This window comes from Roseobacter cerffii, assembly GCF_054226325.1.
In genome coordinates this window covers 2839658-2861764 of record NZ_CM135757.1, presented here as the reverse complement: position 1 = coordinate 2861764, position 22107 = coordinate 2839658, and the positions used below count along the sequence as shown (strand labels likewise).

Annotated in this window: 20 protein-coding genes; 17 read left to right on the top strand and 3 right to left on the bottom strand. The window is 65.5% G+C overall.

Annotated features, from left to right (window positions below):
* The first annotated feature begins 216 nt into the window (after positions 1 to 216).
* Complete coding sequence (locus tag ACVC7O_RS13890; protein WP_458322712.1) at positions 217 to 1290, top strand: Mrp/NBP35 family ATP-binding protein; 1074 nt, start codon at positions 217 to 219, stop codon at positions 1288 to 1290.
* Here ACVC7O_RS13890 and ACVC7O_RS13885 read toward each other — a convergent pair.
* Positions 1287 to 2048 carry a hypothetical protein gene (locus tag ACVC7O_RS13885; RefSeq protein WP_458322711.1) on the bottom strand — a complete coding sequence of 254 codons (762 nt, stop codon included), beginning with the start codon at positions 2046 to 2048 and terminating at the stop codon, positions 1287 to 1289. The genes ACVC7O_RS13890 and ACVC7O_RS13885 overlap by 4 nt on opposite strands.
* Before the next feature lie 714 nt (positions 2049 to 2762).
* On the opposite strand from ACVC7O_RS13885, the gene mraZ reads away from it, so the two are divergent.
* The 7 genes from mraZ to mraY all read left to right on the top strand — a co-directional run bounded on the left by mraZ (position 2763) and on the right by mraY (position 10746).
* Entirely contained in the window at positions 2763 to 3266 is a 504-nt protein-coding gene (gene mraZ / locus ACVC7O_RS13880) for a division/cell wall cluster transcriptional repressor MraZ (protein WP_458322710.1), read from the top strand.
* 3 nt (positions 3267 to 3269) lie between these two features.
* Positions 3270 to 4250, top strand: coding sequence for a 16S rRNA (cytosine(1402)-N(4))-methyltransferase RsmH (gene rsmH, locus ACVC7O_RS13875; protein ID WP_458322709.1), 981 nt, complete (start codon positions 3270 to 3272; stop codon positions 4248 to 4250).
* A gap of 2 nt (positions 4251 to 4252) precedes the next feature.
* On the top strand, positions 4253 to 4603 hold the full coding sequence (gene ftsL / locus ACVC7O_RS13870; protein ID WP_458322708.1) for a cell division protein FtsL: 351 nt from the start codon (positions 4253 to 4255) through the stop codon (positions 4601 to 4603).
* Entirely contained in the window at positions 4600 to 6384 is a 1785-nt protein-coding gene (locus tag ACVC7O_RS13865; RefSeq protein WP_458322707.1) for a peptidoglycan D,D-transpeptidase FtsI family protein, read from the top strand. The genes ftsL and ACVC7O_RS13865 overlap by 4 nt, the downstream gene beginning before the upstream one ends.
* A gap of 322 nt (positions 6385 to 6706) precedes the next feature.
* Positions 6707 to 8188, top strand: a complete 1482-nt coding sequence (locus tag ACVC7O_RS13860; protein WP_458322706.1) for a UDP-N-acetylmuramoyl-L-alanyl-D-glutamate--2,6-diaminopimelate ligase — start codon at positions 6707 to 6709, stop codon at positions 8186 to 8188.
* Positions 8185 to 9621, top strand: a complete 1437-nt coding sequence (locus tag ACVC7O_RS13855) for a UDP-N-acetylmuramoyl-tripeptide--D-alanyl-D-alanine ligase (protein ID WP_458322705.1) — start codon at positions 8185 to 8187, stop codon at positions 9619 to 9621. The genes ACVC7O_RS13860 and ACVC7O_RS13855 overlap by 4 nt, the downstream gene beginning before the upstream one ends.
* 3 nt (positions 9622 to 9624) lie before the next feature.
* On the top strand, positions 9625 to 10746 hold the full coding sequence (gene mraY, locus ACVC7O_RS13850; RefSeq protein WP_458322704.1) for a phospho-N-acetylmuramoyl-pentapeptide-transferase: 1122 nt from the start codon (positions 9625 to 9627) through the stop codon (positions 10744 to 10746).
* Positions 10747 to 10835: 89 nt separating this feature from the next.
* Here the strand turns inward: mraY and ACVC7O_RS13845 are convergent, their stop codons facing one another.
* Positions 10836 to 11747, bottom strand: coding sequence for a LysR substrate-binding domain-containing protein (locus tag ACVC7O_RS13845; RefSeq protein WP_458322703.1), 912 nt, complete (start codon positions 11745 to 11747; stop codon positions 10836 to 10838).
* Between the two features lie 574 nt (positions 11748 to 12321).
* Between ACVC7O_RS13845 and murD the strand changes: the two genes are divergently transcribed.
* On the top strand, positions 12322 to 13710 hold the full coding sequence (gene murD, locus ACVC7O_RS13840; protein ID WP_458322702.1) for a UDP-N-acetylmuramoyl-L-alanine--D-glutamate ligase: 1389 nt from the start codon (positions 12322 to 12324) through the stop codon (positions 13708 to 13710).
* Between the two features lie 63 nt (positions 13711 to 13773).
* On the opposite strand, the gene ACVC7O_RS13835 is transcribed toward murD, so the two are convergent.
* On the bottom strand, positions 13774 to 14949 hold the full coding sequence (locus tag ACVC7O_RS13835; protein WP_458322701.1) for an NAD(P)/FAD-dependent oxidoreductase: 1176 nt from the start codon (positions 14947 to 14949) through the stop codon (positions 13774 to 13776).
* A 136-nt stretch (positions 14950 to 15085) separates the two neighbouring features.
* Here ACVC7O_RS13835 and ftsW point away from each other — a divergent pair, with 136 nt between their 5' ends.
* The 8 genes from ftsW (at position 15086) to ACVC7O_RS13795 (ending at position 22096) form a co-directional block, all read left to right on the top strand.
* A complete protein-coding gene (gene ftsW / locus ACVC7O_RS13830) occupies positions 15086 to 16255 on the top strand; it encodes a putative lipid II flippase FtsW (RefSeq protein ID WP_458322700.1) in 1170 nt (389 codons plus the stop codon).
* On the top strand, positions 16252 to 17355 hold the full coding sequence (locus tag ACVC7O_RS13825) for a UDP-N-acetylglucosamine--N-acetylmuramyl-(pentapeptide) pyrophosphoryl-undecaprenol N-acetylglucosamine transferase (protein ID WP_458322699.1): 1104 nt from the start codon (positions 16252 to 16254) through the stop codon (positions 17353 to 17355). The genes ftsW and ACVC7O_RS13825 overlap by 4 nt, the downstream gene beginning before the upstream one ends.
* Complete coding sequence (murC, locus tag ACVC7O_RS13820) at positions 17352 to 18758, top strand: UDP-N-acetylmuramate--L-alanine ligase (RefSeq protein ID WP_458322698.1); 1407 nt, start codon at positions 17352 to 17354, stop codon at positions 18756 to 18758. Before ACVC7O_RS13825 ends, murC begins: the two co-directional genes overlap by 4 nt.
* On the top strand, positions 18758 to 19006 hold the full coding sequence (locus ACVC7O_RS13815) for a DUF2484 family protein (protein WP_458322697.1): 249 nt from the start codon (positions 18758 to 18760) through the stop codon (positions 19004 to 19006). Before murC ends, ACVC7O_RS13815 begins: the two co-directional genes overlap by 1 nt.
* Positions 19003 to 19251 (top strand): DUF2484 family protein, encoded by a 249-nt coding sequence (locus ACVC7O_RS13810; RefSeq protein WP_458322696.1) that lies wholly within the window; start codon positions 19003 to 19005, stop codon positions 19249 to 19251. Before ACVC7O_RS13815 ends, ACVC7O_RS13810 begins: the two co-directional genes overlap by 4 nt.
* 9 nt (positions 19252 to 19260) lie before the next feature.
* Complete coding sequence (murB, locus tag ACVC7O_RS13805) at positions 19261 to 20190, top strand: UDP-N-acetylmuramate dehydrogenase (RefSeq protein WP_458322695.1); 930 nt, start codon at positions 19261 to 19263, stop codon at positions 20188 to 20190.
* Positions 20191 to 20354: 164 nt separating this feature from the next.
* Entirely contained in the window at positions 20355 to 21233 is an 879-nt protein-coding gene (locus ACVC7O_RS13800; protein ID WP_458322694.1) for a D-alanine--D-alanine ligase, read from the top strand.
* On the top strand, positions 21221 to 22096 hold the full coding sequence (locus ACVC7O_RS13795; protein ID WP_458322693.1) for a cell division protein FtsQ/DivIB: 876 nt from the start codon (positions 21221 to 21223) through the stop codon (positions 22094 to 22096). Before ACVC7O_RS13800 ends, ACVC7O_RS13795 begins: the two co-directional genes overlap by 13 nt.
* Positions 22097 to 22107: the final 11 nt, after the last annotated feature.

The following is a 22107-nucleotide window of genomic DNA, read 5'->3' as shown; positions in this document are numbered from 1 at the left end:
GCCTCGTCGTCTTTCGTCTTGTTGCTTGTGACCTTTATGTAGGCAAATGCTGCGACTGCACAATAGCGGCCTTTACAATGCTGCCATGCAGCAAATGCATGGGCGCCCTAGCGTAAATTTATGCGTGTTGCTATAGGGTTAAGCAGTTGGAGACCCTAAATACTGTTAGCGGAAACAGGCGCTTACCAAAGCGGCGCATTTGAGGAGAATTTGAGCATGTCTGTGACGAAAGCCGATGTTGAGGCCGCGCTCGCCCGCGTCGCCCTCCCGGACGGGAAAAGCGTGGTTGCGCATGACTTGATTCGAGCTCTCACCATTGACGGCGGCACCGTGCGCTTCGTCATCGAAGCGCCCAGCCCCGAGGTCGCGCGCCAGATGGGCCCGCTGCGCGACGCCGCTGAACAGGTGGTCAAGGAGCTGCCAGGGGTGGAGGCCGCCCATGTGGCGCTCACCGCCCATGGCCCGGCCGAAAAGAAGCCCGAACCGCCCAGCCTCAAGATCGGCGGCCACCCCAAACCGCAGGCGGGGCCGACCAAGCCCACGGGTGTCAAACGCATCCTCGCCATCGGCTCCGGCAAGGGTGGGGTGGGCAAATCCACCGTCTCGTCAAACCTCGCCGTGGCGCTGGCCAAGGCAGGTCGCAAGGTTGGCCTGCTTGACGCAGATATATACGGTCCCTCTCAGCCGCGCATGATGGGGGTCAACAAGCGCCCCGCGTCGCCCGACGGCAAGACGATCATCCCGCTACACGCCCATGGGGTCACGCTCATGTCCATCGGCTTCATGCTGGAAGAGGGCAAGGCAGTGGTCTGGCGCGGCCCGATGCTCATGGGTGCGCTGCAGCAGATGCTGGGGCAGGTGGAGTGGGGCGAGCTCGACGTGCTGCTCGTCGATCTGCCGCCCGGCACCGGCGACGTGCAGCTCACGCTTTGCACCAAATCCGAACTCACCGGCGCCATCGTCGTCTCAACCCCGCAGGATGTCGCCCTGATCGATGCGCGCAAGGCGCTCGATATGTTCGACACGCTGAAAACGCCCGTGCTGGGGCTCATCGAGAATATGTCGATGTTCGTCTGCCCCGATTGCGGCGCGGAGCATCAGATTTTCGGGCAGGGCGGTGTCGCGGCCGAGGCGCAAAAGCTCGGCGTGCCGCTGCTCGGTGCGCTGCCCATCGATCTTGAGACCCGGCTCGCAGGCGACGGCGGCACGCCCATCGCTGCGCAAGGCGGTGCCATGGCGGACGCCTATGCCCGGATCGCCGAAGGGCTGATCAAGGGCGGCATGGCCTAGGTCAGGTCGCGCCCTTCGATCAGATGGCCGTAGAGTGTGCTCAGCACACTGATTGACACGAGGATCTGAAAGTAGGTGAGGAGGATCTGACCGAAGATCGCCAGCCCCAAAGATATGCCGACGAGCCCGGTCGCGATCCCGGCCAGCACCGCCTGCATGACCGCCAGGATCACCGCGACGCGGAAAATCCCGCCCGAGAGGGGCGCGGTGGCCCGCCAGCTTTCCGAGGTTTTCAGGCTGCGCCCGAGCGCGGCGGCGGGCAGGGTGAGGCTGATCCGCAGGGCGATCCAGGACAGGATCACGCCCACGGCAAGGCCCAGGACCACGCCTATGCCAAAGCTGGCAGAAAGAGATCCGGCGCTGAAAACTGCGGAAACAAGGCCGATCACGATGCCGCCGGGCAGGGCGGCGGCGAACAAGACCAGCCCCACGACCAGCAGCCGAATGAAATAGGCAATCAGAACGCCGGTGCCGGGCCGCATGACCGCCGCGCGCGCCGCGCCCTCCAGCAGCGCGTATCTATGCCAGCAAACCGCGATCAGCAGCATACCCATCAGCCCGAGCATCAGGACCACCAGAAGCGTCGACAATGGTGTCTGCGCCGGGTCCGAGCTTGGCAGGCCCAGCATTTCCGGACCGCCGACCACAGTCGAGGCCGCCACCAGCGCCGCGCCGGGGGCTGTCACTTTCAGGGTCTGCAGGGGGTCGGCAAAAATCAATCCAAAGGATCGATGCAGGATCGCAATATCTGTCTTCACACTCTTTACTCACGTTACTGCGACCGGACACTAGGGCTGCGACTGGCCAACCACAAGGCGTTGTGGCGAGAAGGGTTAAGTGTCATGGGAGATTATGGGACAGCCCTGCGATTTGCCCGAACAGAGGTGAAACGCCCCCGATACGGACTGTCGAATCACAGCGATCTCACGAAATCTGCCAAATTGGTGAGAACAAAAAAGAAACATATTGAAGTGCATGGCAGTAAATGTACGGTATCTGGGAATAGATGGGAAAAAATGTGCCCATCTGGCGAGCCCCATATATAGCGTCCATAGGCATGCTTCATACTATTTCTGGGGAAAATTCGACCTGAGGTTATCAATATCTTGTTTTTCGTTAACGTGAAAAACAAGATTTAGCGATTTGGTAACCAAAAAAATCTTGCCGTACCACGTATTCCCACGCTATACCTTTTTACATCAGATGAGAACGAGCCAAGGGGCACCAAACGACCCCACGCAAACAAAACTCTAGCAGGTTTCATACAGGCACCTCGCTTTCATCCGACCAAAGAGATCCGGCGCGCGAGCGAGCAGACATCCCCCCAGGTGGCGCGCGCAGCTGGACTTACCCGCAAGCGCGGGACGAGGGCGGCGGGTTGATCAGTGGCAGCAGATCAACCCGCCGTTTCCATTTTAAGACAGGGGGATACGCGCCAATCTTAAAGTGGTGCACGGGATTGGGATGAGGCAGTGAGCCGCAGGTTCAGAGGCGAGAGCCAGCACAAGGTCGACACGAAAGGGCGGGTGTCCATCCCGGCTTCGTTTCGCCGTGTGATCGAGGCCGCCGATCCGAACTGGTCCTCGGGCACCCCGCCCGAACTGGTCATCGTCTACGGCGATCACCGCCGCAATTATCTCGAGTGCTACACGATGGAGGCGATTGACGAGGTCGACGCCAAGATCGACGCGCTGCCGCGCGGCGCGATGGAGCGCAAGATGCTCCAGCGTCTCTTCCACGGCCAATCCTTCCCCACCTCCATTGACGAGACCGGTCGCCTGGTCCTGCCCGCGAAGCTGCGCAGCAAGATCGGCCTCGACGGCGAGGCGTTTTTCATTGCTGCCGGTGACACCTTCCAGATCTGGAAGCCCGAGACCTACGAGGCCGAGGAAGCCGCCAAGACCGAGGCCTGGCTCGACGATCTGCCCGACGACTTCGATCCGCTGGAATTCCTGGATTCCAAGAAAGGGGAGTGAGCCATGGCCGCTGCCGCCCCCTCCGACACCTCAGCCCCCCATATCCCCGTTCTGCTGTCCGCCATCCTCAAGGCGGTCGCACCCGTGCGCGGCACCTGGCTCGATGGCACCTTCGGCGCGGGCGGCTACACGCGCGGGCTGCTTGACGCAGGCGCCGACACCGTCATCGCGGTTGACCGGGATCCGCTCGCCTTCGAGATGGCCGCGGACTGGGCGGGCGATTACGGCGACCGGCTCGTGCAGCAACAGGGCGTCTTCTCGCAGATGGATGACTATGCCGACGCGCTCGATGGTGTCGTGCTCGACCTCGGCGTCTCCTCGATGCAGCTTGATCAGCCCGAGCGCGGGTTTTCCTTCCTGCGCGATGGCCCGCTCGACATGCGCATGAGCCAGCAGGGGCCCTCCGCGGCGGACATCGTGAACGAGGCTTCCGAGGAGACGCTGGCCAACATCCTCTTCCAATACGGCGAAGAACGCGCCAGCCGCCGCATCGCCCGCGCCATCATCCGCGCCCGCCCGATCACCACCACCTTGCACCTGGCCGAGATCATCGAAGGCTGCCTGCCCCGCGCCAAGCCCGGCCAGTCGCATCCCGCGACCCGCAGTTTTCAGGCGCTCCGCATCGCGGTGAATGACGAATATGGTGAGCTGTTCCAAGGACTTATGGCCGCCGAACGCGCGCTGGTCCCCGAGGGGCAACTCGCCGTGGTGACCTTCCACTCGGTCGAGGACCGCATGGTCAAGCGCTTCCTCACCGCGCGCTCAGGCGGGGGCGGCAATGCCAACCGCTACGCGCCGCAGGCCGAGGTCGCCCCACCCGCCTTCACACTGGAATCCCGCAAAGCCATCGCCGCCGATGCCGCCGAGGTGGCCGCAAACCCCCGCGCGCGCTCCGCCAAGCTGCGCGTGGCCACCCGCACGGACGCGCCCGCCGCCGCCGTGGACGCGAAAACCCTTGGTATGCCGATTGTAAAAGAGGTCTGATCATGCGCACCGTTCTCTATATCCTCACTACCCTCGCCGTGATCGGACTGGCCTTCTGGGCCTACCGCGAGAATTACGCCACCCAGGCAGCCCTCGCCGAGACGCGCGATCTGCGCCAGGAGATTCGCGAAGCGCATGAGCGGCTGGCGGTGTTGCGCGCCGAATGGGCCTATCTCAACCGCCCCGACCGCCTGCGCGATCTGGCCGAGATCAACTTCAACCGGCTGGAGCTCTTGGAAATGCGCTCCGAACAGTTCGGCCTGGTGCGCCAGGTGGCCTATCCGCCCGACCCGATCCTGCCGATCACCAACCCCATCGACGTGGCCAACATCGAGGACGAGACCCGCCCATGATCCGCACGCCCCTGCGCCCGCTGGCGCGCATCCTCGAGGCCCGCGCCAAGGGCGAAAACCCCGATGTGATCGAGCGCGAAAACATCCGCATCCGCCACGAGCAGATGCGCGATCAGGCCCGCCAGCGCGCCGAGGGGCGCCTGCTGGTGCTGGGCCTCGTCTTTGTCGTCGCTTTCAGCGTGATCGGCCTGCGCATGGGGCTGCTCGCCACGGCTGAGCCGATGGAGCCGCGCGCCGAGGCTCCCGGTGCGGTGATCCTCGCCAGCCGCGCCGATATCGTCGACCGGCACGGGCGCCTCTTGGCCACCAATTTCGAAACCCATTCGCTCTACGCCCAGCCGCCGCAGATGGTCGACCCGGCTGCCGCCGCCCGCGGGCTGGCGCAGATCTTCCCTGATCTCGACGAAAAAGACCTCCTCAAGGACTTCACCGGCACCCGCAAATTCATCTGGATCAAGCGCAAGATCAGCCCAGAACAGATGCAGGCCGTGCATGAAATCGGCGACCCCGGCCTGCTCTTCGGCTCCCGCGACATGCGGCTCTACCCCAACGGCAGGCTCGCTTCCCACGTGCTGGGCGGGGCGAGCTATGGCCGCGAGGGTGTGCATGCCGCCGAGGTGATCGGCGTCGCCGGGATCGAGAAATACTTCGACGCGCGTCTGCGCGACCCGGCCAACGGCAACCAGCCGCTTGAGCTCTCGCTCGACCTCACCGTGCAGGCCGCCGCCGAGCGCGTGCTGGCGGGCGGCATGATGCTGATGAACGCCAAAGGTGCCACTTCCATCCTCATGGACGTGCGGACGGGCGAGGTGGTCAGCGTCGTCTCTCTGCCGAACTTCGACCCCAACGACCGCCCGCGCCCCGCGGTCAAGGGCGACCCGTCCGACAGCCCGCTCTTCAACCGCTCGGTGCAGGGGGTCTATGAGCTCGGCTCCACCTTCAAGATCTTCACCGTCGCCCAGGCGATGGACCTCGGCCTCGTGAACCCCAGTACGGTGATCGACACCAAGGGCCCGCTGCGCTGGGGCAAGCACCGCATCCGCGATTTCCGCTTTTACGGCAATGAGATGACGGTCTCCAAGGTGATCGAGAAGAGCTCTAACATCGGCACCGCGCGCATCGCCCAGCAGATCGGCGCCGCGCGCCAGCGTGCCTTCCTGAAGGAGCTGGGCATGCTCGACACCACCGGCTTCGAGATTGTCGAGGCGGCGACAGGCAAGCCCCTGACCCCGAAAAACTGGTCTGAAATCAGTACGATGACCATCTCCTATGGCCACGGGCTCTCGACCTCGCCGATGCATCTCGCCGCCGGCTACGCCGCGATTGCCAACGGCGGCTACAAGGTCCAGCCCACGATCCTGAAGCAGGACGGCCCGCAACTGGGCCCACGGGTCTTTTCCGAACAGGCCTCGCGGGCGGCGCGCAAGATGCTGCGCCGGGTCGTGACCGATGGCACCGCCAGCTTCGGCGATGTGGCAGGCTATGCGGTGGGCGGCAAGACCGGCACGGCGGACAAGCCCCGGCGGCGCGGCGGCGGGTATTACGAGGACAAGGTCATCGCCACCTTCGCCTCGATCTTCCCCGCGCATGATCCGAAATACGTGCTGATCGTCACGCTCGATGAGCCGGTCGACACCATCGGCAAGGAACCGCGCCGCACCGCCGGTTGGACAGCCGTGCCCGTGGCCGCCGAGATGATCAAGCGCGTGGCCCCGCTGCTCGGCCTGCGCCCGACCGTTGAACCTGTGGAATTGACCGATATAAAGCTGGCGAACAACTAGAACACGAGCCTGACGATATGCCTCGAACCGCTGATCTGGTTTGCCCTGCGGGTACAGCGGGGCGGTGTCTCCTTCCCGCGGGGAGAGTGGGGGGATGCCGTCTAGCGCGGTGTCCCGAAAACCCGCAAGGGGCGTGCATCGCGGTGAGGGCAGCGTCCGTCCGCGGGCGTCGCGCTGAAAGCACCCGGGTTTTGCCGCAGGCAAACCTTCGGTTTGACGGGATGCGGACGGGCGCTGCCCGGCGGTGCCCGCCGGGCGGGACATATTTGCGGGTTTCCGAGGCGTTCTCGCAAGGGTCGTCACCCCGCCCGAAGGCGCGCCCATGAGCGATGCCCCCAAAACCCTCTCCTCCCTCGGCCTCACCGCACAAGCCGGGCGCAACCCGCAGGTCACCGGCCTCGCGGTCGACAGCCGGGAAGTCCAGGAGGGGTTTCTCTTCGCCGCCATGCCCGGCGCCAAGATGCACGGCGGCGAGTTCATCCGCTTTGCCCTGCGCATGGGCGCCGCCGCCATCCTGACCGACGCCGAAGGCGCCGAGATCGCGGCCGAGGAGCTGGCCGAGAGCGACGCCGCCCTGATCGTCACCACCGCGCCGCGCGAAGCGCTGGCCCGCGCCGCCTCGCTCTTCTTCGAGCGTCAGCCGCCGGTCATGGTCGCTGTCACCGGTACCAACGGCAAAACCTCGGTCAGCACCTTCGTGCGCCAGATCTGGCAGTGCCTCGGCCATGCCGCCATCAATCTCGGCACCACCGGCGTCGAAGGCGCCTGGACCGCGCCGCTCGCGCACACCACGCCCGAGCCCATCACCCTGCACCGCGCTCTGGCCGAAGCGGCGGAGGCGGGGGTGACCCATTGCGCAATGGAGGCGTCAAGCCACGGGCTCGACCAGCGCCGCCTCGACGGGGTCACGCTTAAGGCGGCGGGCTTCACCAATCTCACTCAGGACCACCTCGATTATCACAAGAGTTTCGAGGATTACTTCGATGCCAAGGCCGGGCTTTTCGCACGCGTTCTGCCCGAAGACGCCAAGGCGGTGATCAACATCGAGGCCGATCGCGGCGTGGACATGGCCGCCATCGCCAATGCGCGCGGCTGCCCGGTGGTCTCGGTGGGCCGCGACATCGGTGATTTTCACCTCGGCCGCATTCAGGTCGACGCCACGGGCCAGACGGTTCAGTTCTTCCATCTCAGCAAATCCTACGTGCGGCGGCTGAATCTGATCGGCGATTTCCAGGCCGAAAACGTGTTGCTGGCCGCCGGTCTCGTGATCGCCTGTGGCGAGAAGCCGAACGTCGTCTTTGACACCTTCGAAGACCTCGAAACCGTACGAGGCCGTATGCAGCTTGTGGCCAAACGCGACAACGGTGCCACGGTCTTTGTCGACTACGCCCACACCCCCGACGCGATCTCCACCGCGCTGAAGGCCCTGCGCCCGCATGTGGTGGGCCGCCTCATCGCGATTGTCGGGGCAGGGGGCGACCGCGACGCGACCAAGCGCCCGCTGATGGGGCAGGCGGCGGCGGAAAACGCCGATCTGGTGATCGTGACCGACGACAACCCGCGCACCGAGGACCCAAGCGAAATCCGCGCCTCCGTGCTTTTGGGCGCACCCGAGGCGCAGGAGGTCGGCGACCGCGCCGAGGCCATCTTGCGTGGCGTCGATGCCCTCGGCCCGGGCGACGCGCTGCTGATCGCCGGCAAGGGGCACGAGACCGGCCAGACTGTCGGCACCGACGTGCTGCCCTTTGACGATGCCGAACAGGCCAGCGTCGCCGTGGCCGCGCTCGATGGGCGCATGGCATGACCCTCTGGACCGCCTCCGAGGTCGCCGCAGCGACGGGCGGCGAGGCCACGGCGGAGTGGACCTGCACAGGCGTTTCCATCGACACCCGCACGCTGGAGCCCGGCGATCTCTTCGTCGCTCTGAAAGACCAGCGCGATGGCCATGAGTTCGTCGCCCAGGCGCTGGAGAAGGGCGCCGCTGCTGCGCTCGTGACCCACCGCCCGAAGGGCGTCGCCGAAGACGCGCCGCTGCTGATTGTCGAGGATGTGCTCGCGGGGCTCGAAGCCCTGGGCCGCGCCGCTCGGGCCCGGATGCAGGGCAAGGTGGCCGCCGTCACGGGTTCTGTCGGCAAGACCTCCACCAAGGAGATGCTGCTCGAGATGCTGCGCGTGCAGGGCCGCACCCATGCCTCCGTCGCCAGCTACAACAACCACTGGGGCGTGCCGCTGACCCTCGCGCGGATGCCGAAGGGCACAGACTACGCCGTGATCGAGATCGGCATGAACCACCCGGGCGAGATCGCACCGCTTGCGAAGATGGCCCAACCGCATGTGGCGCTGGTGACCACCGTCGCCGCAGCACATCTCGAAGCCTTCGACGACATCACCGGGATCGCCGTCGAGAAAGCCTCGATCTACGAGGGCGTCTTGCCCGGCGGCACCGCCATCCGCAACGCCGACATCGACACCGCCGAGATTCTCACCGACAAGGCGCAGAGCTGTCAGCTGAAGGACATCAACTTCGGCGCGGAAGGCACTGATTTCAAAATGATCCGTGCCGATCTGCAAGGCGACACCACGGTCGTGCAGGCGCAGATCGGCACCGAACCATTGCTCTACAAGATCACCTCGCCGGGTCGGCATTTCGCGATGAACGCGCTCGGTGCGCTCGCTGTGGTTTCGGCGCTCGGGGCCGACATCGCGCTCGCCGTGACCGCGCTTGGGCGCTGGCAGCCCTACAAGGGCCGCGGCCAGCGCGAGCGCATTCACCTCGACGCGATCGAGCCCGGCATGACGCTGGACCTCATCGACGACAGCTACAACGCCAACCCCACCTCCATGGCCGCGGCCCTCGACGTGCTCGCCGCCGCGCCCGTGACGAATGACATCGGTCGCGTCTCGCGCGGGCGCCGCATCGCATTTCTCGGTGACATGAAGGAACTCGGTCCCGACGAGCACGCCCTGCATGCCGATCTCGCCAAGCTGCCCAGCCTGCAAAGCCTTGACGTGGTGCATTGCATAGGCCCGCTCATGCGGTCGCTCTACGACATCCTGCCCGAGGCCCAACGCGGCGACTGGTTTGCCACCTCCGAAGAGGTGCTGCCAATGCTCAAGCGCCGCCTCGACAGCGGGGATGTGGTGTTGGCCAAGGGCTCGCTGAGCATGAAACTCGGCCTGATCGTTGACGCGATCCGCAAAATGGGGCACGCCCCGCTCGACGTGGAAGAAGGATAAGGCATGCTCTACTGGCTCACGCTCTGGTCGGACGGAGGGGATTTCTTCAACCTCTTCCGCTACATCACCTTCCGCGCCGGTGGCGCCTTCCTGACCGCACTGGTCTTCGGCTTCCTCTTCGGGCGCCCGCTGATCGCGGTGCTGCGCAAGCGCCAGGGCAAGGGCCAGCCCATCCGCGATGACGGCCCCGAAAGCCACTTTGCCAAGGCCGGCACCCCCACAATGGGCGGTCTGCTCATCGTCGGGGCGCTGGTCACCTCCACCGCCCTCTGGGCCCGGCTCGACAACCCCTTCGTCTGGATCGTGCTCGGCGTCACGCTCAGCTTTGCCGCCATCGGCTTTGCCGACGATTACGCCAAGGTCTCCAAGGGCAACCACAAAGGCGTGCCGGGCAAGGTGCGGCTGCTTCTGGGCTTCATCATCGCGGGCATCGCGACCTATTGGGCCATGTCGATCCACGCCAGCAATGACATCGACCTCGCCGCCCGCGTCGCCGAATACGACCCCCTCGCAGGCCGCCTTGCACTGCCGGTGTTCAAGGACGTGCTAATCAACCTCGGCATGTTCTTCATCCCCTTCGGCATGATCGTGATCGTGGGCGCTGCGAACTCCGTGAACCTCACCGACGGGCTCGACGGGCTCGCCATCATGCCGGTGATGATCGCCGCGGGCACGCTGGGCGTGATCGCCTATGCCGTGGGCCGGGTCGACTTCACCGAATACCTCGACGTGCACTACGTGCCCGGCACCGGCGAAATCCTGATCTTCTGCGCCGGCCTCTTTGGCGGCGGCCTCGGGTTCCTGTGGTACAACGCACCTCCCGCTGCGGTCTTCATGGGCGACACCGGGTCCCTCGCGCTCGGCGGCGCCCTCGGCGCCATCGCGGTCTCCACCAAGCACGAAATCGTGCTCGCCATCGTCGGCGGGCTCTTCGTGGTGGAGGCGCTGTCGGTGATCATCCAGGTGCTCTATTTCAAACGCACCGGCAAGCGCGTCTTCCTGATGGCCCCGATCCATCACCACTACGAGAAGAAAGGCTGGGCCGAGAGCACCATCGTCATCCGCTTCTGGATCATCTCCTTGATCCTCGCGATGATTGGGCTGGCCACGCTGAAGGTCAGATAGCCGCCGTCACTGGTCTGCGCGCACCACGTTGCGCCCGACCAACAGGCTGGCCCGCCATCGCACCATCTGCTTTGCGGGGCAGGCGCTTCTCAGCCCGGACTGTCCGACTGCCATTCGCTCACCGATTGGGCCAGCTCCCGCTCGAGCCAGTCCTGGAACTTGCGAACCGGCTCCCGCAGCGGTGTGGTCCCATTCGACACGAACCAATAGGCCTGCCCGGTCTCGCGGCGGTCCGCAAAAGGCGCGACCAGCCGCCCCATGGCCAGCATGTCGCAGGCGAGCGTCTCCCAGGCCATGAACACGCCCTGGTCTGTCAGCGCCGCATCCAGGCACAAGGAGGCATCCGCATAGGTCGGTCCGGGTGCGTCCTCGGGCAATGTCACGTGCTTGTCCTTCAACCAGATGTCCCAGCCAAACAGGTCTTCGTTCTCCCGGATGATGGGGCAGGCCAAAAGGTCATCCAGCGTCTCGATCCGTGCGGCCAGCTCCGGCGAGCAGACCGGGAACACCCGCTGATCCAGCAGCTTTGACGCCCGAACCCCCTCTCCGGGGGCGAGGCCCACGCGCAGGCCGACATCCACTTCCGAGCTGCGGAAATCAACCACCTCGGCCCGCGGCTCCACCCGGATGCTGATCGACGGCTCCTGCTCGTGAAAATCGCGGATGCGCCAGATCAGCCAGCGGCTTGCAAAGATCGGCGCCACCGACACCACGAGGCTCTGGCGGTTGTGTGCCGACATCTGATCGACCGCTGCCGCCAGGCTCTCCATGCCCAACGTAAGGCGCGGCAGGATCTGCGCACAGGCCTCGGTCGGCGACAGACCGGCAGGACGCCGATGAAACAGGCGGAGCCCGAGGTCGCGTTCCGCTTTGGCCAGCCTCTGACTGACCGCGCCCTGCGTGACGCCCAGCTCCTCCGCCGCTCCGGCCAGCGTGCCGATACGCCCAATCGCCTCGACCGCGCGGAGGGAGGACAGGGGGATACGGTTCAGTTGGCGCATTTAGTTTTTCTAAAGGCATTCGCTGGGGAAGTCGATGCTCGCCGACCCCTCTTTGTGCGATGATATCGCCATGATGCGACTGTCCCGTCCCACCCTGTTCCGATGGCCCTTTCACCGAGCTGCCCCGTGCTGGTCTGGTGATCTCGCGCGGCGGTGGCGGCGCGATCCGCTGTCTCACCCGGCGCTGCGGGGGATGACACAGCGCGAGCTTGGCGACCTGCCTTTCGATCCTTGCACAATTGAGGCCGACTAACCGAGCGCGTCCGCCCGAGACCTGCGCCGCAGGGTGCAGTCGCAGCCCTCGCAGACATCGCCTGTCGTGCCCAGAAAAGGTTAAACGGCACCAGCGCGCGGCCTCTTAACCGCACCCGAAACCGATCTTCGCACCGACGCGATACCGACAAAATACCGACGTGATACCGACGTTCCGTTTCGCGCCAAACCCCCTGTTCATCATGGCGTGCGTTGCCGAGTCGCCGCACACACCGCCCGCAGCCCCAGAGCGCCGCGTTAACCACCTTGCCCCCGGCGGCTCCGGGCGGCAGTGTCGCGGAACCATCGAAGGAGAGGCTGCGTGATTCCAGTCAGAGGTTTGCAATCGCACAAGGTCGCTGTTCTGGGCCTTGGCCGCTCGGGCCTCAGCGCCGCCCGCGCCCTTGCTGCCGGAGGCGCGACGCCGATCTGCTGGGATGACAATCCCGCCGCAAAGGACCGCGCCGAGGCCGAAGGCTTCACCTGCCTGCCCTTCAAGAGCCCCCGCGATTTCGAGGATATCGCCCGGCTGATCGTCAGCCCAGGCATCCCGCATCTCTACCCCGAACCCAACCCCGTGGTCGCCGCCGCCATGGCTGCGGGCGTGCCAGTCGACAACGATATTGGCCTTTTTTTTCAATCCTTTGCCACGGATGCGTGGAACAAATTTGACGTCGCCCCCCGCGTCGTTGCCGTCACCGGTTCGAACGGCAAATCGACCACCTCGGCGCTGATCCATCACATCCTCTCTGAGGCCGGGCGCCCCTGCCAGCTTGCGGGCAACATCGGGCGCGGCGTGCTCGATCTTGAGCCGCCCATCGATGGCGAGGTGGTGGTGCTGGAGCTCTCCAGTTACCAGACCGAGCTTGCGCGCAGCCTCACCCCGGATATCGCCGTTTTCACGAACCTCTCGCCCGATCACCTCGACCGCCACGGCGGCATGGGCGGGTATTTTGCCGCCAAGCGACGGCTCTTTGCGGAAGGCGGCCCCGACCGGGCCATCATCGGCGTCGATGAACCCGAGGGTCGCTATCTCGCAGGTCAGCTCAGCGAAGGCCGCGCCGATGACCGGGTCATCCGCATTTCGGTGGCTGAAAAACTGACCGGTCCGGGGTGGCAAGCCTTTGCGCGCAAAGGATTTTTGTCCGAGTATCGGAAGGGCAAACAGGCAGGCTCCATCGACCTGCGCCCCGTGCCCGGGCTGCCCGGCGCGCACAATCACCAGAACGCCTGCTGCGCCTATGCGGTCTGCCGTGCGCTCGGTCTCGCGCCCAAGGTCATCGAAGCGGCCTTTCACAGCTTCGCGGGCCTGCCGCATCGCAGCCAGCTGGTGGGCGAGAAGGACGGCGTCCGCTTCGTGAACGACAGCAAGGCCACCAATGTGGATGCGGCCGCAAAGGCGCTTTCGGCCTTCGAGAACATCCGCTGGATTTGCGGTGGGCTCGAGAAGGAAGGCGGGCTCGGCGCTTTGCAGGCGGGCACGGTGCGCAAGGCCTATGTGATCGGGCGCGAAGCCGCGGGGTTTGCGCTCAAGCTGCCCGTCGAGGCCGAGGTCTGCACGACGATGGCGCAGGCGGTGGCGCAGGCCGTCGCCGAGGCGGAACCGGGCGACGTGGTGCTTCTGGCGCCCGCCGCGGCGAGCTTTGACCAGTATGACAACTTCGAGCAGCGCGGCGAGGATTTCGTGGCCGAGGTTGCGCGCTATCTATGATGGTGCGGCGGCGGGGCCGGTTGGCCCGCCTCCGGCGGGAGTATTTGTCGAAGGGTGAAGGGGTTACGCGCTCAGGGCGCGGGCGGCGGCCATGGCCGAAGACCACGCCCATTGGAAGTTGTATCCGCCAAGCCAGCCCGTCACATCCACCGCTTCGCCGATGAAGAAAAGGCCCGGGACGGCTTTCGCCTCCATGGTTTTTGCCGAGAGCGCATCGGTGTCGATGCCACCCAGCGTCACCTCGGCGGTGCGGTAGCCTTCGGTGCCGCCGGGCTTCAGACGCCAATCCGAAAGCTGCGCGCAGATCTCGCCGAGCCGGCTGTCGGATTGATCCGCGAGGTTGCCGGAGAGCTGCATCTGGGGCGCGAGGTGATCGACGAGCCGCGCTGGAAGATGCGCGGCCAAGGCAGTCGTCAGGTTACGGCGGCCCGAGGCGGCGCGTTGGGTTTTCAGCGCATCGAACAGATTGATGGTCGGGCTCAGGTTCACGGAAATCTCTTCACCCTCACGCCAGTAGGAGGAGGCCTGGAGGACCGCCGGGCCCGACAGCCCCCGATGCGTGAAGAGCAGGGCCTCTTCGAAAATCTGTGCCCCCGCTGTGACCTGTGCCGGAGCGGCCACGCCGGAGATTTCGGCAAAGCGCCTTTCCGGGAAGGTGAAGGGGACCAGCGCGGGGCGTGTCTCGGTCACGGCCAGGCCGAACTGGGCGGCGACCTCATAGGCGAGACCCGAGGCGCCCATCTTGGGGATGGATTTGCCGCCGCTGGCCATCACCAGGGTCTTGGCCAGCACGTCGCGCGTGCCGCCATCCGCGGTCAGCGTGAAGCGGAAGCCGTCAGGCGTCTTGGCAAAATTCGCGGCACTCGCCTGCAGCCGCAGATCGACCCCGTTCTGCTGCATCAGGCCGCGCAGCATAGCGATGATCTCCTTGGCGGAGGTGTCGCAGAAGAGCTGCCCAAGGGTCTTTTCATGCCAGGCAATGCGGTGCCGATCGACAAGATCGATGAAATCCCATTGGGTGTAGCGGGCCAGCGCAGATTTGGCGAAATGCGGGTTGCCCGAGAGAAACGCATGCGCGCCGCAGTGCAGGTTGGTGAAGTTGCAGCGCCCGCCGCCAGAGATCCGGATCTTCTCGCCCGGCGCCTTCGCGTGATCGATGATCAGCACGCGCCCCGGGGTATGGGCGGCACACATCATGCCCGCTGCCCCCGCACCTATGATCGCCACGTCCACTTGCATCGCCGCCAACTGGCGCGAAATGCACAGGATAGCAAGGGTTCAGGCTAGCGCTGTGGACAAAATGACGCTAGGGTGCCGCCAGCAGACCCTGAACAACGGGGCGCTTGAGGCAGTGTAACGATCTAAGGCAGACCCCATGACGGAAATGGTCTATGGCGCAGTTCCGGTTCGCGATGGCGAGCCGATCTTGCCGAAATGGTGGCGCACCATCGACAAATGGGCGATGTCCTGCATCCTTATGCTCTTTGCGGTGGGGCTTCTGCTGGGGCTCGCGGCGTCCCCCCCGCTGGCGGCCAAGAATGGGTTCGAGCCCTTCCACTATGTGCAGCGACAGGCGGCCTTTGGCGGGATCGCCCTGATTGCGATGATCATCACCTCGATGATGTCGCCAGTGCTGGTTCGGCGGCTGGCTGTGCTGGGCTTCCTGGTGGCCTTTGTTGCGCTGGCATTTCTGCCGTTCTTCGGCACCGATTTTGGCAAGGGTGCTGTGCGTTGGTACGGGTTGGGCTTTGCCGCGATCCAGCCGTCGGAGTTCCTGAAACCGGGCTTCGTCATCGTCGGTGCCTGGATGATGGCCGCCTCGATGGACCTCAACGGCCCGCCGGGACGCACCTGGTCCTTCGCGCTCTGCCTCGTGATCGTGGCGATGCTGATCCTGCAGCCCGACTTCGGGCAGGCCTGCCTGGTGCTGTTCTCCTGGGGCGTGATGTATTTCGTCGCCGGAGCGCCCATGGTGCTGCTCGTGGGCATGGCCCTGCTGGCCGTCTTTGGCGGCACGATTGCTTACTCCAACTCGGAACACTTCGCCCGCCGGATCGACGGCTTTCTGAACCCCGACATCGATCCGCGCACGCAATTGGGCTATGCGACGAACGCCATTCAGGAGGGCGGCTTCTTTGGTGTTGGCGTCGGCGAGGGGCAGGTGAAATGGTCACTGCCCGACGCGCATACGGATTTCATCATCGCGGTCGCTGCCGAGGAATACGGGCTCATCCTCGTGCTGGTGATCATTGCGCTTTACGCCACCGTGGTGGTGCGTTCGCTCATGCGGCTGGTGCGGGAACGCGACCCGTTCATCCGGCTGGCGGGCACGGGTCTGGCCTGTACGCTGGGCGTGCAGGCGATGATCAACATGGGCGTGGCCGTGCGCCTGCTGCCTGCCAAGGGTATGACGCTGCCGTTTGTGAGCTATGGCGGGTCGTCTGTCATCGCCAGCGGTCTGGCCGTGGGGATGCTGCTGGCCTTCACCCGCACACGTCCACAAGGCGAGATCAGCGATCTTTTGGTCCGGGGTCGCACCCGATGAGCGACCAGCCCCTTCTGATGATCGCGGCTGGCGGCACCGGCGGGCATATGTTCCCGGCCCAAGCGTTGGCCGAGGCGATGCTGCATCGCGGCTGGCGGGTGAAGCTCAGCACCGACGCCCGTGGCGCGCGCTATACGTCCGGCTTCCCGCACAGCACCGAGATCTCGCAGATCAACAGCGGCACCTTCGCGCGCGGCAACATCCTGTCGAAGCTGCTGGTTCCCTTCCAGATTGCAGGCGGTGTCGTCGGCGCGCTCTGGGGCATGATGCGCGACCGACCTGACGTGGTGGTGGGCTTTGGCGGCTACCCGACGATCCCCGCGCTCTCGGCGGCCTTCCTGATGAAGCTGCCGCGCATGATCCACGAACAGAACGGTATTCTGGGCCGCGTCAACACCGCCTTTGCCTCCCGTGTGGATGCCATCGCCTGCGGCACATGGCCCACCGATCTGCCCGACGGTGTCGACGGCCATCACACGGGCAACCCGGTGCGCAGCGCTATCCTTGAACGCTCCGAGGCGGGGTACATCTCGCCCGGCGACTACCCGATGGAGCTGCTCGTGATCGGCGGCAGCCAGGGCGCCCGTATCCTCAGCGACGTGATCCCGCCCGCGATTGCCGCCCTGCCGATGGCGATGCTCAAGAACATCCGCGTCAGCCATCAGGCCCGCGAAGAGGATCAGGAGCGCGTCGCCGCCTTCTATGCCGACAATGGCATCCAGGCCGAGGTGCAGTCCTTCTTCCACGATGTACCGCGTCGCATGACCGAGGCACAACTTGTGATCAGCCGGGCAGGAGCCTCGTCGGTAGCGGACCTCACCGTGATTGGCCGCCCGTCGATCCTTATCCCCTTCGCAGCCGCCACAGGCGATCACCAGACCGCCAATGCGCGCGGGCTGGTCGAGGCGGGCGGGGCGATCATGATCCCGGAAAGCCGGCTCGAGGTGGATGCCGTGGCGGAACAGATCCTTTCAGTGCTGGACAATCCGGAGGCGGCGATGCAGATGGCGCGCTCGGCAGCGAAATGCGGCAAACCGGATGCGACCGAGGCGCTGGTCGGGATGGTCGAGCATCTGACAGCAAAGGGGCAAGAGACATGAGTGCAGCGACCAAACTGCCCGGCGACGTCGGGCCCATCCACTTCGTCGGCATCGGCGGCATCGGCATGTCGGGCATTGCCGAGGTGCTGCTGAACCACGGCTACACCGTGCAGGGCTCCGATCTGAAATCCACGCCCATCACCCGGCGCCTGGAAGAACTGGGCGCGCATGTGTTCGAGGGCCAGAGCGCCGAGAATATCTCGAACGCCGAGGTCGTCGTGATCTCCTCCGCGATCAAGCCGGGCAATGCCGAGTTGGACGCCGCCCGCGCGCAAGGCCTGCCCATCGTGCGCCGGGCCGAGATGCTGGCGGAGCTCATGCGCCTCAAATCCAACATCGCTGTCGCAGGCACGCACGGCAAGACGACGACGACCACGATGGTGGCGACCCTGCTCGACGCGGGCGACTTCGACCCCACCGTGGTCAACGGCGGGATCATCCACGCCTATGGTTCGAACGCGCGGGCGGGCGAGGGCGAATGGATGGTGGTCGAAGCCGATGAGAGCGACGGCACCTTCAACCGCCTGCCCGCAACCATCGCCATCGTGACCAACATCGACCCCGAGCATATGGAGCACTGGGGCGATTTTGACACGCTGCGGCAGGGGTTTCTCGATTTCGTCTCGAACATCCCCTTCTACGGCGTCGCCGTCTGCTGTACCGATCACCCGGAGGTGCAGGCGCTGGTCGGCAAGATCACCGACCGCCGCGTGATCACCTACGGGTTCAATGCCCAGGCCGATGTGCGCGCGGTGAACCTGACCTATAAGAACGGCGTTGCGCATTTCGACGTGGCCCTACAGGCTGAAGGTATTGTGATCGAAGAGTGTTCGCTGCCGATGCCGGGCGATCACAACGTTTCCAACGCGCTCTCAGCCGTAGCGGTGGCCCGGCATCTGGGCATGAAGGGCGAGCAGATCCGCACTGCGTTAGCCAAGTTTGGCGGCGTTAACCGACGCTTTACGCGCGTCGGAGACGTTGAGGGCGTGACGATCATCGATGACTATGGCCACCACCCGGTTGAGATTGCCGCGGTGCTGAAAGCCGCGCGGCAGGCCACAGAGGGCCGCGTGATCGCCGTGCACCAGCCGCACCGCTACACCCGGCTGTCGAGCCTCTTTGACGACTTCTGCGCCTGTTTCAACGACGCCGATGTGGTCGGTATCGCCGAGGTCTATGCCGCGGGCGAAGACCCCATTGAGGGCGCCAGCCGCGACGATCTGGTCGCAGGTCTCATCCGCCACGGCCACCGCCACGCCCGTGCCGTGGTGGGCGAGGACGACCTCGAACGTCTCGTGCGGGAACAGGCGAGCCCTGGCGACATGGTCGTCTGCCTCGGCGCGGGCACGATCAGCACCTGGGCCAACGGCCTGCCTGACCGTCTGCGCAAAGGGGCCGCGTGATGCTCCTCTGGGCCTGCATCGCCTGGGTCTTTGCCTCCGCACTTGGGGCCATGCTGCCCATGCGCCACCAGTATGTGCCCGGCGTGGCCCTGCTGATCGCGGCGCCTGTTCTGATTGTCTGGGTCGGCGCCGCGTTCAACTGGTTGGCCGCCGCCCTCGCGCTTTTTGCGTTTGTGTCCATGTATCGTAACCCGTTGCGCTATTTTGTTGCCCGCGCGCGCGGGCAAAGACCGGAGATCCCGAAATGAGCCTGTCTCTCATCCTGGCCGCCGTCTGGGCCGTGGTAGCCAATGTGCTCGCCATGACGCCCAGCAAGGACCACCACTGGCGCAACGCCTATATGCTGATCACCGTGGGCATCCCGATTGTCGGCTATGTGACCTGGCAGCACGGGCCCTGGGTAGGCATTCTGGTGATGGCGGCGGGCATGTCGGTGCTGCGCTGGCCGGTGATCTACCTCGGGCGCTGGATCAAACGCCGCACGCTGCGCTAGTTTCCGCGCATGACCACCATGCCCGACGTCCGTGGCCGCTTGACGCCCAACCGCGCCCTGAGCGATCTCACATGGCTGCGCGTCGGCGGGCCGGCGGACTGGCTGTTCCAGCCCGCCGATCTGGACGACCTCTGCGCCTTCCTCGCGGTTCTGCCCGAAGATGTGGCGGTGTTTCCGATGGGCGTGGGCTCCAACCTGATCGTCCGAGATGGCGGGCTGCGCGCGGTGGTAATCCGGTTGGGGCGCGGCTTCAACGCCATCGACATCGCTGGCACGCGCGTCACGGCGGGTGCTGCAGCGCTTGATGCGCATGTGGCAAAGAAAGCTGCGGATGCAGGCCTCGATCTCACCTTCTTGCGCACGATCCCCGGCAGCATCGGCGGCGCGGTGCGCATGAACGCGGGCTGCTATGGCAGCTACACGGCGGATGTGCTGGTCGAGGCGCAGGCAGTCACGCGGGCCGGAGAGGTGGTCACGCTCACGCCGGAGGATCTGCAGTTCGCCTATCGCCACAGCGCGCTGCCCGAGGGCTGCGTGCTGACAGCGGCGACCTTCGAGGCGCCACAGGGCGACCCTGAAGCGCTGCACGCGCGCATGGACGAGCAACTCGCCAAGCGCGACGCGACGCAACCCACCAAGGACCGCAGCGCCGGATCGACCTTCCGCAACCCCGCAGGCTTTTCCTCGACGGGCCGTGCGGATGATGTGCACGACCTCAAGGCCTGGAAGGTGATCGATGACGCGGGCCTGCGCGGCGCGCGGCAGGGTGGGGCGCAGATGAGCGAGAAGCACCCAAACTTTCTGATCAACACCGGGGACGCCACAGCGGCGGACCTTGAGGGATTGGGCGAGGCGGTACGAAAAAAGGTTTACGCTCAAAGCGGGATCACGCTAGAATGGGAAATCATGCGCATAGGTGACCGAGACCCTGTGGCTTAACGGCCTGTTAACCACGATCCTCGAAGACTGAACGCAGAAAACTAAGGCGGTGAACCGGCGCAAAAAGCCGGACACATGAGGCAAAACCAAGGGCGCGAAAGGCCCGGCAAAGAGGCACCAGCGTGGGTCAGTCGAGCAGGACACCCCAACGTGTGGCGGTATTGATGGGCGGCCCTTCGGCGGAGCGCGAAGTGTCGCTGTCGAGCGGGACAGCCTGCGCTGCCGCCCTGCGGGGAGAAGGATACGAGGTGGTCGAGGTCGATGCAGGCCCCGACCTCTGCGCCGTCCTGACCGATCTCAAGCCCGATGCCATCCTGAATTGCCTGCACGGCCGCTGGGGCGAAGACGGCTGTGTGCAGGGTCTGCTGGAGTGGATGGGCCTACCCTATTCGCACTCGGGCGTGCTGTCCTCCGCGCTCGCCATGGACAAGCAGCGCAGTAAGGACGCATTTGCCGCCGCTGGCCTGCCGACGGTCCACAGCGTCATGGCACGCGCCGATGATGTGCGCGCCCGCCACGTGATGGAGCCGCCCTATGTGGTCAAACCGAACAACGAAGGCTCCTCCGTCGGCATCTATCTGGTGCACGATGGCGCCAACGGCCCGCCGCAGCTTTCCGAGGACATGCCCGCCGACGTGATGGTCGAAACCTATGCACCGGGGCGCGAGCTGACGACCACCGTGATGGGCGACCGGGCGCTGACGGTGACCGACATCCTGACCGATGGCTGGTACGACTATGACGCCAAGTACAAGCCCGGCGGTTCGCGCCATGTGGTGCCCGCCGATGTGCCCAGCGATATCTTCGATCTCTGCATGGGTTACGCGCTGCGGGCGCACGAGGCCCTGGGCTGTCGGGGTGTCAGCCGCACCGATTTCCGATGGGATGAGGGGCGCGGCGCCGACGGTCTGATCCTGCTCGAGACCAACACACAGCCCGGGATGACCGAGACCTCGCTCACCCCCGAGCAGGCCCAGGCCTGCGGAATGACGTTCGGCCAGCTCTGCGCCTGGATGGTGGAGGACGCCTCATGCAATCGCTGAGACGTCGCCGCCCCGGTCCCTGCGATCCCGCGCCCTCCCGCTGGGCCTGGCGGATGCAGCGGCTGATGCTGACCCCGGCCTTCCTGCTCCTGCTGCGCGCCGGTGTGCCCATGGCGCTGACTTTCGGCTTGGCCACCTGGTGGCTGTCCGAGGAGGCCAACCGCCAGATGATCCACGACACCGTGGCCGAAGCGCGCGCCAGCTTCGAGACGCGCCCCGAGTTCATGGTCCAGCTGATGGCCATCGACGGGGGTGACGACACTCTGGCGGAGGACATCCGCGAGGTGGTCCCACTCGATTTCCCGGTCAGCTCCTTTGATCTCAACCTCAAGGACATCCGCGACACCATCGCCGGGTTGCCGCCGGTCAAATCCGTGGGCGTGCGTATTCGCCCCGGCGGTATCCTGCAGGTCGATGTGACGCCCCGCACGCCGGTGGCGATCTGGCGCAGCGGCGCCGGGCTCACGCTGATCGACATCACCGGCGCGCATCTGGGCAAGCTTGGCAAACGCATGGATCGGGCCGATCTGCTGGTCGTTGCGGGCAAGGGCGCTGAAGCCCAAATCGAGGAGGCGCTGGACCTCTACCGGGCGGCGGCGCCTCTGGGCGGGCGCCTGCGCGGCCTCGTGCGCATGGGCGAGCGGCGCTGGGACGTGGTGCTCAACCGGGGCCAGCGCATCCTTCTGCCCGAAGAGGGCGCGGTTGAGGCGCTGGAACGTGTGATTGCGCTCGACGCCGCACAGGACATGCTGGCGCGTGACATCGCGCGGGTTGATCTGCGGTTGGGAGCACGGCCCACGGTGCAGATGAGTGAACAGGCCGCCACGCTGTGGTGGGAAATCAAGACCATTTCAGGGCAGTAGACTATGGATTT

Excerpts from the sequence above, each read along its gene's own strand:
- ACVC7O_RS13855 (WP_458322705.1), top strand. The coding sequence starts at position 8,185 with ATGACCCTCTGGACCGCCTCCGAGGTCGCCGCAGCGACGGGCGGCGAG.
- mraY (WP_458322704.1), top strand. The coding sequence starts at position 9,625 with ATGCTCTACTGGCTCACGCTCTGGTCGGACGGAGGGGATTTCTTCAAC.
- ACVC7O_RS13825 (WP_458322699.1), top strand. The coding sequence starts at position 16,252 with ATGAGCGACCAGCCCCTTCTGATGATCGCGGCTGGCGGCACCGGCGGG.
- ACVC7O_RS13795 (WP_458322693.1), top strand. The coding sequence starts at position 21,221 with ATGCAATCGCTGAGACGTCGCCGCCCCGGTCCCTGCGATCCCGCGCCC.
- ACVC7O_RS13890 (WP_458322712.1), top strand. The coding sequence starts at position 217 with ATGTCTGTGACGAAAGCCGATGTTGAGGCCGCGCTCGCCCGCGTCGCC.
- ftsL (WP_458322708.1), top strand. The coding sequence starts at position 4,253 with ATGCGCACCGTTCTCTATATCCTCACTACCCTCGCCGTGATCGGACTG.
- ACVC7O_RS13845 (WP_458322703.1), bottom strand. The coding sequence starts at position 11,747 with ATGCGCCAACTGAACCGTATCCCCCTGTCCTCCCTCCGCGCGGTCGAG.
- ACVC7O_RS13800 (WP_458322694.1), top strand. The coding sequence starts at position 20,355 with ATGGGCGGCCCTTCGGCGGAGCGCGAAGTGTCGCTGTCGAGCGGGACA.
- ACVC7O_RS13860 (WP_458322706.1), top strand. The coding sequence starts at position 6,707 with ATGAGCGATGCCCCCAAAACCCTCTCCTCCCTCGGCCTCACCGCACAA.
- murC (WP_458322698.1), top strand. The coding sequence starts at position 17,352 with ATGAGTGCAGCGACCAAACTGCCCGGCGACGTCGGGCCCATCCACTTC.
- rsmH (WP_458322709.1), top strand. The coding sequence starts at position 3,270 with ATGGCCGCTGCCGCCCCCTCCGACACCTCAGCCCCCCATATCCCCGTT.
- murB (WP_458322695.1), top strand. The coding sequence starts at position 19,261 with ATGACCACCATGCCCGACGTCCGTGGCCGCTTGACGCCCAACCGCGCC.
- ftsW (WP_458322700.1), top strand. The coding sequence starts at position 15,086 with ATGACGGAAATGGTCTATGGCGCAGTTCCGGTTCGCGATGGCGAGCCG.
- ACVC7O_RS13865 (WP_458322707.1), top strand. The coding sequence starts at position 4,600 with ATGATCCGCACGCCCCTGCGCCCGCTGGCGCGCATCCTCGAGGCCCGC.
- ACVC7O_RS13835 (WP_458322701.1), bottom strand. The coding sequence starts at position 14,949 with ATGCAAGTGGACGTGGCGATCATAGGTGCGGGGGCAGCGGGCATGATG.
- ACVC7O_RS13810 (WP_458322696.1), top strand. The coding sequence starts at position 19,003 with ATGAGCCTGTCTCTCATCCTGGCCGCCGTCTGGGCCGTGGTAGCCAAT.
- ACVC7O_RS13815 (WP_458322697.1), top strand. The coding sequence starts at position 18,758 with ATGCTCCTCTGGGCCTGCATCGCCTGGGTCTTTGCCTCCGCACTTGGG.